Source organism: Heliobacterium chlorum (assembly GCF_014502795.1).
Classification (GTDB): Bacteria; Bacillota; Desulfitobacteriia; order Heliobacteriales; family Heliobacteriaceae; genus Heliobacterium; species Heliobacterium chlorum.
The window spans coordinates 60,082-71,982 of the sequence record NZ_JACVHF010000008.1 but is presented as its reverse complement, the minus strand read 5'-3'; the positions used below and the strand labels follow the sequence as shown (position 1 = coordinate 71,982).

11 protein-coding genes are annotated in these 11,901 nt (G+C 46.5%); 6 read left to right on the top strand and 5 right to left on the bottom strand.

The annotated features are described in order from the left end of the window. The first annotated feature begins 90 nt into the window (after positions 1-90). Both spoVG and H1S01_RS09600 read left to right on the top strand, forming a co-directional pair. Positions 91-399: a septation regulator SpoVG gene (gene spoVG, locus H1S01_RS09605; protein ID WP_188040039.1), complete on the top strand. Its 309-nt coding sequence runs from the start codon at positions 91-93 to the stop codon at positions 397-399. A gap of 190 nt (positions 400-589) precedes the next feature. Further along, positions 590-865, top strand: a complete 276-nt coding sequence (locus H1S01_RS09600; protein WP_188040038.1) for a SpoVG family protein — start codon at positions 590-592, stop codon at positions 863-865. Between the two features lie 54 nt (positions 866-919). On the opposite strand, the gene H1S01_RS09595 is transcribed toward H1S01_RS09600, so the two are convergent. Then, entirely contained in the window at positions 920-1,708 is a 789-nt protein-coding gene (locus H1S01_RS09595) for a creatininase family protein (RefSeq protein ID WP_188040037.1), read from the bottom strand. A gap of 160 nt (positions 1,709-1,868) precedes the next feature. Between H1S01_RS09595 and H1S01_RS21930 the strand changes: the two genes are divergently transcribed. Together H1S01_RS21930 and H1S01_RS09585 are read left to right on the top strand one after the other, a co-directional pair. Further along, positions 1,869-2,723 carry a methyl-accepting chemotaxis protein gene (locus H1S01_RS21930; RefSeq protein WP_188040036.1) on the top strand — a complete coding sequence of 285 codons (855 nt, stop codon included), beginning with the start codon at positions 1,869-1,871 and terminating at the stop codon, positions 2,721-2,723. Between the two features lie 143 nt (positions 2,724-2,866). Beyond that, positions 2,867-5,302 carry a DUF4855 domain-containing protein gene (locus H1S01_RS09585; RefSeq protein ID WP_188040035.1) on the top strand — a complete coding sequence of 812 codons (2,436 nt, stop codon included), beginning with the start codon at positions 2,867-2,869 and terminating at the stop codon, positions 5,300-5,302. A 66-nt stretch (positions 5,303-5,368) separates the two neighbouring features. On the opposite strand, the gene H1S01_RS09580 is transcribed toward H1S01_RS09585, so the two are convergent. From H1S01_RS09580 to H1S01_RS09570, 3 genes are all read right to left on the bottom strand, one after another. Continuing rightward, on the bottom strand, positions 5,369-6,196 hold the full coding sequence (locus H1S01_RS09580) for a methyl-accepting chemotaxis protein (protein WP_188040034.1): 828 nt from the start codon (positions 6,194-6,196) through the stop codon (positions 5,369-5,371). 272 nt (positions 6,197-6,468) lie between these two features. Further along, a complete protein-coding gene (locus H1S01_RS09575) occupies positions 6,469-7,839 on the bottom strand; it encodes a sodium-dependent transporter (protein WP_188040032.1) in 1,371 nt (456 codons plus the stop codon). A gap of 205 nt (positions 7,840-8,044) precedes the next feature. Next, complete coding sequence (locus tag H1S01_RS09570; RefSeq protein ID WP_188040029.1) at positions 8,045-8,590, bottom strand: hypothetical protein; 546 nt, start codon at positions 8,588-8,590, stop codon at positions 8,045-8,047. A 199-nt stretch (positions 8,591-8,789) separates the two neighbouring features. On the opposite strand from H1S01_RS09570, the gene H1S01_RS09565 reads away from it, so the two are divergent. Both H1S01_RS09565 and H1S01_RS09560 read left to right on the top strand, forming a co-directional pair. Beyond that, positions 8,790-9,908 carry a GerAB/ArcD/ProY family transporter gene (locus tag H1S01_RS09565; protein ID WP_188040027.1) on the top strand — a complete coding sequence of 373 codons (1,119 nt, stop codon included), beginning with the start codon at positions 8,790-8,792 and terminating at the stop codon, positions 9,906-9,908. Then, on the top strand, positions 9,901-11,082 hold the full coding sequence (locus tag H1S01_RS09560) for a Ger(x)C family spore germination protein (protein WP_188040025.1): 1,182 nt from the start codon (positions 9,901-9,903) through the stop codon (positions 11,080-11,082). The genes H1S01_RS09565 and H1S01_RS09560 overlap by 8 nt, the downstream gene beginning before the upstream one ends. 7 nt (positions 11,083-11,089) lie before the next feature. Here H1S01_RS09560 and H1S01_RS09555 read toward each other — a convergent pair whose 3' ends face one another. Further along, positions 11,090-11,896 carry a UbiA family prenyltransferase gene (locus H1S01_RS09555; RefSeq protein WP_188040023.1) on the bottom strand — a complete coding sequence of 269 codons (807 nt, stop codon included), beginning with the start codon at positions 11,894-11,896 and terminating at the stop codon, positions 11,090-11,092. Between the last annotated feature and the right edge of the window lie 5 nt (positions 11,897-11,901).

Below are 11,901 nucleotides of genomic sequence, written 5' to 3'. Positions count from 1 at the left end.
AAACCTAAAAATTCTATTGAGTCTGCGGTGTCCTTCGAGTAAAATTATAGTGAAAGAGAAAATTAGTACATAATGATAGCAGGTGAACCCATGGAAATTACAGATGTAAAGATCCGAAAGCTAGATCCCGAGGGGAAGATTAAGGCGATTATCTCCATCACCATAAATAACATGGTCGCCATTCATGACATTCGGGTGGTCGATGGCCCGAATGGGATTATCGTCGCTATGCCTAGTCGTCGGTCTCACACTGGCGAATACCGGGATATCGTTCATCCCATCTCTCGAGAGTTACGGAATAAATTATTCAAATCCATATTGGACGCCTATTTTCGGGCGTCACAGAAAGAGGATGGACAAAAGACCTGTGACTATTTTACCTCAGATAGCTCCGATTAGGCAAAACTTTATTCCTTGTCCGAGCACCTCTTTTCGAGTAAAAAAGGCAGCCCAACATCAGTGTTTGGGCAGCCTTTATTTTTTAGGAGCTAAAAAAATTATTAGGATATGTTGACGCTCGCATAAAAATAAATAAAATATAATACGAAAATAATTATTTAATCAAGCGTATAAGTACGGGTGGTAAGATATGATTGTAACGAACGTAAAGCTGAAGAAATTTGATGCGGAAAGAAAAGTAAAAGCAGTTGTATCGGTCACTCTCGACAATTCTTTCGTCGTTCATGACATAAAAGTCGTCGAAAGCCCCAAAGGGCTTATTGTGACGATGCCGAGTCGAAAGATTCGCAGCGGAGGATACCGTGATATCGTACACCCCATTTCTCAGGAAGCACGAGAGATGATATCTAAAGCCGTAATGGACACTTTTGAACGAGTTCGAATCGAAAGAGTGTCCACCCTTTAGGTTTGTGTTCGCGGAGCCAGGCGGAAAGTCGCTGCCTGGCTCTTTTATATCAGGTTACATTTCTGAAAGGATCATCTGAACCTTCGCCTCTAGAAAAGGTGGAAGATTATTTCTTATTCCCTTATGCAGTTCTTTCGCTGCTTCGATCCAAAGATGGAAAAAGGGAAGGGCTTTTTCGCCTAATTCAAACGTCGCTTCTGCAGGAGAGCCTAGGTAACCATCCAGGGCCCCTTTACTTTTCCAGGTACCAGGTCCTCGCATATCTCTGATCGAACAGGGGAGTAAATTTGGCAAAAGAGTTGTTTTAACGAGCTGAGGATGAAGCGCAAGCATCAGGGATGTTTCATACTGTCCGGCATGAATATCCGGTATGGAACCGTTTTTTGTCGGCCGGCTATAGATCCAGCGAGCGAAAGGCTCAGCCCCTTGGATGGTCCCTTGTGCTTCCGCGGAACGAATAGCCGCATGAATACTGGCTAAGTGAGACGGTGAACCATGAGGAGATACGACGACACAATAACGAAAACCCCATCGAGAGGCTTGGAGTAAAGTCTGCTGAACAAGGCTGGTCAGCAATTTCTCAGGTAAGGAAATCGTGCCTGGGAAATCGGCTGTTTCCGGCGCTGAACCTAGAGGAATTAAGGGGAAGACAAAGGGTTTCAAGCCGGTCAGCTCTTCTAGTGAAGCATCGCAACGTCGGCAGGCTTCCTCCGCAGTCAAACAATCCACCCCGGTAGGTAGATGGGGGCCATGCTCTTCCACCGGGGCGATAGGGATAAACAGTATGCTTCGACTGAAATCGATATTTGCGATCTCTGTCCATGCCATGTCATAAATCTTCATTAGTGATTCCTCCTCATTGTTGTTATTTAAGATGGAAAGACAAATTTTCAAAAATAAGAAAATAATAGAAAAAACAGAAGGTATTTTTTCAGAATTATCGAATTAATCAATTGCATAAACGTTAAATGGACGAAAGATTCGTTCAAGAAAGGGGGGCATTATGGCGCTTATATTTCCGGGCAATGAGGCAGAATTGCCCCGGGGAATTCAAAAGGTTCTGTCTATGGCCGATAACTTTTATGACTTGCTGGACGGAAGAAATTTTTTAGGTGTTTCCGATACGGAAAAGTTCCTTTGGTGTAAAGACGGGAAAGAGATTCAATTTCACTTCGACAAGTCCCCTTACCTAAAACCGGGAATGGTTACCTATGAAGCTATTAAACAAGGTAAAAAAATCCTTCGTCGGGTCGAGAAAGAACAATCACTCTACGGATTTCCCTACACGGCTGTCTCCATTCCCATCTATGAAGGTAATCGTGTCGTCGGAGCCATTTCGACGACAACGGCAATGAAGAATCAATTAAAAATTGAAGCAATGGCTCAAAACTTGGAACATTCGACAAACCAATTGGCCACCATGGGCACAAACATCACCGTTGCCGCTGAGGGATTGGTGACGGAGATTGAAGCTATCGCCACATCGGGGCAACGATTGATGGAAGGGCTTGACATCATGGAAAAAGCCATCCAACTGGTTGACCAAGTGGCGGCGCAGACCCAGTTGCTCGGCTTAAACGCGGCGATTGAAGCGGCACGGGCCGGCGAGTTGGGGCGAGGGTTCTCCATTGTGGCTGAGGAAATCCGGAAGTTGGCTTATGACACCACAGAGAATGCTAAGGTGATCCGCAATGGCTTACAGCAGATGGTCGAAAATGTTAAGGGAAACCGAATTCACCTAGCTGAGATAGAGCGGTTAGCTCAATCCCAAGCGGCCACGACAGAGGAAGTAAGCGCCTCTTTGGAAGATTTACATGGAAACATCGAGCAACTTTACGGGATCGCTCGTTACGGTTAGAAAAAATGATCTTAAGTCGTTGACGTTAAAAGACGTCTCAACGACTTTTTTTACGCCTATAAAAAGGAATCAAGAACAATATCGTCGAAATCTCTACATAACCTTTTGAAAAATATACCCGAGATGGGAGAAGTACATAAAAAATGCGATTGAAAAAATGGGCATTCTGCCTTTCCGCTCTTTTAGTTACCAGTTCTTCCATAGTCCCAACGGGAAATGGTTATGACGGCTCGCTCGTTGGCATCGCTGCTGCGAGAGCAGAAAATCCTGTGCCGACGGCTGAAAAAGAGGATACAAAGGAACAGCCGATAACAGGATTGACTTTTTCCGTGTCACTTGCGAAAGCACTTGGAATTCAGCCCTTATATCCTGTTAAAGCGAGCTATGGCGATGTTCCTCGATACACAGCCGAGTTCGGGTATGTGGAGGCTATGGTTGCGCTGGGGATTCTCTCGCCGGGCGATCCAATCGAACCCCATTTGCCGATCACTCGACAGGATGCAGCCTTGCTTATATGGAGAGCCCTTGGAGATCCGTCGGTGCCTTTGTCTTACATTCCCTATCCAGACGGATCAGCTGTAGCGGACTATGCGAAAACAGGTGTCGCCTTTATCGCACAACAAGGCTGGATTCCTCTGCGTGCAGGTAATTTTGAGCCGCAAGCGCCTCTGACTGCAGCAGAAGCTGAAGCGGTTGCTGCTGCGATCGCCAACAGGAGGCACAGCCAGGCATTACGGGCCTTTGATATCATCAGTACTCGGAGTCTGGATATCAAAAAAGGCTATCCAACCCCCCTGGAGATTCCAGAACTCAAAGAAGAACTTCCCTTTACACCTGTTTATGGGACTGATGTTCCCGACTTGGGTTCCCTCTCGCCGCAAGGTCAATTTGTTTTCGGTGATTCCATAAACAAAAAGGGAACTGTGACCGTCAATGCAGGCTATTCTGCTTACGATGTGATGGTGAATTTCTATGGCGGCAGTTCTGCAAAAAAGGTTGACACGGACAAATCGAAGGGAACTCTTTCTTCTGGGAAATCCGATAGGGAACATGGGGCAAAGGAAATCCCCTTTACCTATAGGATCGTTTCCGATAAACCGGATCAGGTTTTTCAACAGACTGAATCTACATCCTATCCGGGGCCGGAAGAGGGCATCGGAGCAAAAAGCGATACTTGGACCGGCTTTTATCGTCAGGAAGACCGTGACATCATCGTTGATCTAGGGTCGTCTCAACCGGTGTCCTCCGTATCAATGGAATTCATGCAAGACATCGCCTCTGCGATCCGTTTTCCAGAATATATGCGTTCCTATGTTTCAACAGATGGACAGAACTGGAGCTATCTCGGTCAAGCCCGCCATGACATACCTCCCTCAGACAAGACGGTTCAGACACGAACGCTAGCACTCCAGTTTCCTTCTGTATCGACGCGATACATAAAAATCAGATTCCCTGTAGACATATGGACTTTTGCACGACGTTTATCTGTGACAGGAGGATCAGAACCTTCAAAACCACTCCTATTACCCAAAGAGGATCGTGCTGCTGAAGCACTTAAAGCGCCAGCGCCTGCACCAGAACCTACATATTTACAGGTTCCTGGTATGAATGACATTTTGCTGGCTTATACAGGTGGTCATGAGGCTAGAGGGACCTGGACGAGCGCTGATTTTTTACCGATGATCGCCCACCAGGACCAAAAAGGCTCTCTGACAGGCCGTATGTTTGATTCGATTCTCTTCCTGCCTTATAGTACGGTTGGAAGCAGCCGCGATGAATGGCAAGCCTATCTAGATGACCTCTTTACTCCATCCCTTCAATTGAACGCTTTAAACGATGCCCTGTCCTCGATGAACAAAGTGATGGGGACGACGGAAAAAGAAAAAGTAATTCTCACCATACCCTATCCCGATCCGAAACAAAATAGTTTTGGCAGTTTAGAACAGAGTGGTCCGTCTTTGTCTTTTGACGTAGAAAAACTGGGTAAAGAAGCAGCCTTAAAGAACCGCCTCGCTGCTGTAGACTGGTTTTATGGGCAACTGTTGAGTCGATGGGAACAAGCTCATTTTGAACATCTCGAGTTGGCCGGCATCTACTGGTATGCCGAAACGATGGACGCGCGTATTCCTGGCGAAAAAGAACTAGTCCAAGGCACCGCTCGGCTGGTTCGGGCGAAGGAACAGAATTTTTTCTGGATTCCCTTCCATGGGGCCAATGGTTATGATGATTGGCGTTCCTATGGCTTCCACTACGCCTTTTTACAGCCCAACTATTATGCAGAAGATCCGAAACGTTCCGATGAGCGGATGATGCGAACGGCAGATCTAGCACGCCAGTATCGAATGGGAGTAGAACTGGAATGCGACGACAGACTGTTGAAAGATCCTCAGTATTATCAGTTATTCTACAAGCAACTGAACCGTGCTCATGAATTGGGCTTTGACGGTCCAACTACAAATGTTTATTATGCTGAGTCTAAGACCCTCGTTACTGTAAGTCGAAGTTCTGATGCGAAGATCCGGGCGATTTATGATGACCTCTACAAATGGATGATCGGCCTATACAAGCCGAGCCGATAATAAGAAACAAAAGGAAAGAGCCTCCCCTAGCATAGGGAAGGCTCTTTCCTTTTATGTAGAAGAATCTTATAGATCCTGAGCAATCAGCGCCAACTGCTCTGATATAGCCGTCAATTCCTGAACCGTCGCCGTAATTTTTTGAATGCCTATGCTTTGATCCTGGTTCGCTTTTAAAACGTTTTCCGATCCGTTAATGGCAGCGTTGATTTTTTCTTCAATTTGATCGGTCAAAGTCTTAATTTGATCGGTTGTAGTTTTGGAATCTAATGAAAGCTTGCCAATTTCTTGAGCGACGATGCCAAAACCGCGTCCCGACTCACCGGAGCGGGCCGACTCGATCGATGCGTTGATGCTTAACATCTGTGTCTGAGCAGCCATTTTCTGCACAAACGCTAAAACTGACTTGATCTGTTTTGCAGCGTTTGAAATCGCCCTGACGTGTTGGTGGAGGACCTGTTCAATCTCGTTAATTGTCTCTGAAGTCGAAGCGATTTGTTCGAGAGCTTTGGCTGATTCTTGCATGGAATTTTGCAAATGGTGAGACAACTCCATGACGGATGCCTCTGTTTCCATGCTGACTCCAACGCCGATACCCCCCATGATAGAGCCATTATCATCATAAATGGGAACTGCTCTAGCCTTAAAAGGTACACCGAACACCTCTTTGGGAATATTATTGTTTTGGGCGTGTCCCTGCGCCATCGCCAGCCGGAGAGGATCCCCCTGAGGGATTTGATTCCCACGCTGAATATTGAGATCGAACGTATCTGCGGGGTAGTAATCAAGAAACTGCTCACGGTCTGTAATTACCAATACGAAGTCTTTGCCAAGGATCTCTTTTAACCCGGGGGCGACAATCTTTAGCGCGTCAATAAATTCCTGTCCTCTGAGCAACGGCAATCACTCCTTACTTCGTTTCTACCATTCGAACGCAATTAACCACATCGAAACAGTGTTATGTTTAATTATAGCAGTGATGATAATGGTCGTGATGTCGAATATTAGTAAATGAGAAAAATATTTTATGGTAAATATAAATAGGCTGGCCCAATTTTTTGGGCCAGCCAGATCAGTAAAAATACATTTATTCAGTGGTTTCGTTTCAAAAAAATATTGTTTACACAAGCGCCGAGTCAGAAAACCTGCCCAAAACCGTGCCTGACGGATTACGACAAAATTCCCACGGAATTCATAAAAACGAGAATCAGCAAAGCTGGTGTGATATAACGAATGATAAAGAAAAATAGATCTATCATCCAGCCGATTTTCAAGTTCCCGCGGTTCGTGAGTTCCTTTTTTATGTCGTCTTTGTCGGCGCCATAACCAATAAACAGCGCGATGAGCAGACCACCCAAAGGCAAGATAATATTCGAGGAAATAAAATCAAAGAGGTCGAAGAACCCTTTGCCGAAAAAGGTAATGCCGCCTAAAAGGCTAGAACTGTCTGCTGATAAGGATGCTAAGGCGCCAAAGAGAACGATGACTAGGGCACTGATCAAGACCGATGCTTTTCGGGACAGCCCCCGTTCTTCCGACAGATAAGCGACAGGTACTTCAACGAGGGAGAGCATCGCCGTAGTCGCTGCAATGGAACTGAGGAAGAAAAAGGCCACAAGCAGGACGTTACCGACAGGCATTTTTGAAAAAACGAGGGGAATAGTCATGAAAAGCAGGCCGGGACCGGCGCTTGGCTCCATACCAAAGGCAAAAACGGCAGGGAAAATGGCCATACCGGCCAGCATAGAGACAGCCAAATCCGCAAAGGCGACTTTTGCAGCTGTGGACAAGAGATTGTCCTCATCGGTAAAATAGCTGCTATAGGTGACCATTGTGCCCATTCCGAGAGAGAGTTTGAAGAAAGCCAGTCCAAGAGCTGTCAGAATCACTGTTCCCGTCACTGCGCCAAAATCGACGTGAAATAGGAAATTTAAACCTTGCGAAGCGCCGGGAAGTGTCAGGGCGCGAACATCACAGATAATGATCAATAAAAACAGCAAAGGCATTAAGGTTTTCGTGATTTTTTCGATTCCTTTTTGGACACCCATGATTAGGATGAGGGAAACAACGACCATGACAATCGCTTGCCAAAGAAGAGGCGTAACCGAGTTGACAACGACACTGCCAAACTGGGATTTGGCTGTCTCTAAGGTGATATTTGAGAAAGTTCCCATTAGCGCTTTGAAAAGATAAAAATAGACCCATCCGGCAACACAACTGTAAAAGAACATAATTAACCCGGAGGCAAAGACCCCCATCGAGCCAATATGTTTCCATGCGGTTTTCGGTTTTAGCTGTTCAAAAGCGCCGATGGCATTTTTACGGGTCTTACGGCCGATGTAAAATTCGCTCACCATAACGGGCAAACCTACCAGCAAAATACAAAGGAAATAGACTAACAAAAAAGCACCGCCGCCGTTGTCGCCGGTCAAATAAGGAAACTTCCATATGTTTCCTAAACCTACGGCAGAACCTAAAGTAGCAAAGAAAACGGCTAAACCTGAGGAGAATTTCTCACGACTCGCTTTTGGTTCCTGCATCACTATCACTCCTTATATATTATTTGCGAAATAAAATTATGCTTATCTATTTTAAGTCCATTCCGTCTATTTTTGAGATATTTTAATATTGAAAATATTTCTGTCAAAACAAAAAATCAAAAACCTCGTTCCGCCAAGTAAAGTAACGAGGTTTTTGCGTTTATGTAACTTCAATTTTGAAACCTTTTTTTATGGATATTCTTGCTTACTCAGGCCATTTCCCGCCGAGCAGATGATCCCGCAAATCGACGAGGACACCTTCTTTACGAGTTGATTCACCTGAGACAGTGCTATCATTGCTTTTCAGAGGACCTTTCGCCGCCGAAGCCGCAGGTGTTAAGACAGGAGGAGACCCTTCATCATCAGAAGTTTCCGACACATCTCTCATTTGGCCTTTTTGCATCGTCCCAATTTGTTTTTCCAGTCGTTCCACCCGATCAGCCAGTTTAAATACGCTTTCGGTAACCCGATTGCCAAAGGCTTTCATGGCCGGCGAAACAGCTTCATCAAACAGTTTTACGGCTACCATGGTTTTTTGGGTGATAGACATTTCTACCACATTGCGAACGGTCGATTTTATGACTGTTTCTAATTCTGGGCGAATTCGTGACAGCGAGTCTCTAGCGATGGCATCATTGATAAGGCTACCGATTAATCCGGGAATATCGTCACCGGTAATCTCCGACTGAGCCTCAAGCCACTGATGTTGTTCCGGGGATAGTTCTACCGTTATTTTTTTTGTTCTAGCCAACTGGAAAATCCCCTCTCCCCTAAAAATCTCTATTCCTGATGTCCCAGAGAGTATCGAACCGGGTTTGTAACTCTAATAACTATTCTAATCGAGATCATTTGTGATTGTCGAGATAGGAATCCTCTGGGGCATGCTTTTTTCGATTGGGGAAAAGATACAAGAGGGTGAAAAACATGGATGGTTAAGAAGAGGGTCGTTGATGTATAAAGAAGAGATTTCCATGATCCAGATTGGATTGCTGATAGCCTCATTTTTTGTTTCTGGTGCCGGCCTCTATTATCATGGCTACCTGCTGCAAACGGTCAATTATAACCCTTTTGCACCGCTTTTTTCCGGAGCTATCGTGGCGCTTATTCCGACAATCTTGGCCGGCATGATCTGTGCCAAATTCCCGAGAGACAACATCGTCGGCATTGCCCGGCAACTGTTAGGGCCCACGATCAGTATACTCGCGACAGCCCCACTCGTGTTTATTCACTTTGCCTTGCCTTTACCGATATTCCGCATTGCTGCTGAATTGATTACCGATGTCCATTTAACGAATACACCGCCCGTCGTGCTGATGCTGATCTTGCTCTCGATCAGCAGTTGGATCGCCTTAATGGGAACGGAAGTCGTCACCCGGACGAATGATGAGCATTTGGTGATCATCTTTCCGTTGACGGCGATCATGTTTTTTCTTTCCACCTCAGATATTGATCCGAACCTAGCTCGACCTTTGACCCAGTTCGATTTTTCTTACTGGATGAGACCTGAGTTTTATGGAAGCTTATCTGTCTTTTTTGGCTTTGGCCTAGCCTTATTTCTGAACGACGCGATCGGCCACAGCCAAAAACTCTACCGGATATTGATCGGGTTGACCCTTTTAGGGCTTTTGTATCTCTTGGTGACGCTCTATTTGATCATCGGCACGTTAGGGATGGAGATGGCATCCAGCTTTGATCAACCGCTAAAAGTGAAAATGACTACCCTTCGGGAGATGGTTTTTTTTCAGAGGATAGATATTCTTCTAATTCTGTTATGGATGTTTCCCACGACAACGGCCATGTCAGGCCTGATCGTTACGGGAGCACGGGCCATCGGTCAGTGGTTGCAATTGGAAAATTATCGCACCGTCGTTTTGGCCTATTTCATCACTGCTCTATCATTGCGACCATCAATGGAGCCCTTTCAAAATGCTCGTAACTTTTTGATGTATGTAGGCCCCATTTGGGGGGGGCTGATGACACTGCTGCTGGTGCTCTTTTTGATCATATCGGTGATGAAAAAAAGCAATGTCCTCTCTCAGGAAGAGCCAAGGAGACGGAATAATGGGTAGAATCCTTGTGCTATGTTTGTTGGCAGGAATACTGACCGGTTGTTATGATCAGAGCCCCATCGAACGAAGAGCCTTAGTCATGGTCATCGGTTTTGATAAAGGTGAAGACAAAGCGGTAGCTATCATTCCGGATATTCACAACCCGAAACAGTCTGATGCCAACACCCAGGTAGGTCCACAAGCGACAGCAGGTCCAGCCATCTTAGCCCCCCGTCTTGAGGGAGATACGATCGAAGACGCTATAGAAAGCGGAAAAAAACGCCTGCCCAGGATTCTTGACTTCGGACTGACTGGGGCCATTGTCATTTCAGAACGGGCGGCACGAGAGGGGATATTCCCTTTTTTGTCATGGAGTTTGTTTCAACCGACCGTGCGAAATAACGCCTTTGTAATGGTTACCCCCAGCGATCTGCAATCCCTATTTACGGAGAAAGCGAAAACTATCGAAGGAACACAAGGCGGGAATATCATCGTCAGCCAACTGGTCAGTGACACAAAATCTGCGGGCATCGCCCGGGTCCATCTATGGGAAGCCTATCGAACCTACCTTGATCGGACCGGATGCATAACCACTCCCTATATCCGTCTGGTCGATGGAAAGGTCAGTTACGACGGAGCGGCCGTATTTCACTATGATAAGATGGTCGGACGAGTGGACAGCAAAGAGACGGCCCTGATGATGATGGTCTTATCAGAGCGAACCCCCTACCTTTATACTTTTCACTTTAATTCCCCCGAAGGAGGCAGCCAGAAAACAGATCCTCAAACGAAGGGACAGGCGAATCGCCGAAATGACAAATCTAGTGATGTTACCCTGCGAGTTCAAACGGTGAAGCGCACCTATCAGGTAGAGCGGGTGGGACCCAAACAATATAGAGCCGTCATTAAAGTCGATATGGACGGAATGCTAACGGATGCTAATCCTCCTCAGGTCCGCTATTCCACAGAAGATTTTGAAGCGATGGGAGATCAGGCGACTGAAGCGATGCACCGCGACTTGGAGGCTTTAATGGATAAGACCCAAAAGCAGATGGGGGCCGATGTGTTTCATATCGGTCGCTATGTTCGTCCGATAGATATCGAAGAATGGCGCTCTATGGATTGGCATGAAGTTTTTCCGACGATACCGGTTGAGTTCGATGTGAAAGTTCGCATCTTAGGGGCCACACGATAAGAGAAGGCTAACGGCTGAGCAGAGCGCCTACAAAGACGACGGCGGCCAGTAAATGGCTGGGTCGGGTACCTGCGTTGTCCACACGCCATGTTCGTCCATGGAATAGGATACGAAAAGCTACGGGCAGAGAGAATACCAGATAGAGAGCAGTAAAACCGAAGAAAAAGGGCAGGGGAAGCAAAAAGGCGGACAGCATCAGTGTATAGCGGATAAAGTACCGAAAATGGGCCGGATGGGCCTTCGGCAATGTTCGCAGCCGTCCACGATCCCCTTCCAGATCCCTTTCGTCGCCGATGACCCGTGTGGCCAGATGAAGAACCCCAATCGCGACAGCCAGCAAAAAGAGCCGGCGCGATATGGGGCCGGTACTTCCGGCAGCACCCATGTAGAAAGAGGACACGATAAAAACGAAGATAGAAAGACCTCGTCCCAGCCAATGGCATTGCGAGAGCCGGTGCAGCCGGGGATGAGCGGAAGCAAAGGAAATTACGAGGATAAACAAGGCCGTCCAGGAGTCCATGATCGCTGTCAAAAGGACTGACAATAAGAGGCAGCTATAACCGAAACTGCGGGCAGAGGACAAGGACAGTTTTCCTGAAGGGAGTGGACGTTCCGGGTGATTGATCCTATCTTCCTCTACATCTTCGATGTCATCGAGAGTGTAAATACCGGCGACGAAAAAAAAACCTGCGAGAAACAAGGGAGGCAGTGAGTAGGAAGGGGCTCTTTCAATGATGGCGGCGATGACGACGGTTATGGCGTAACGAAAACATGCACTGGGACGGGCAATATTCCAGAATTCGACGATGTTCATAGGCT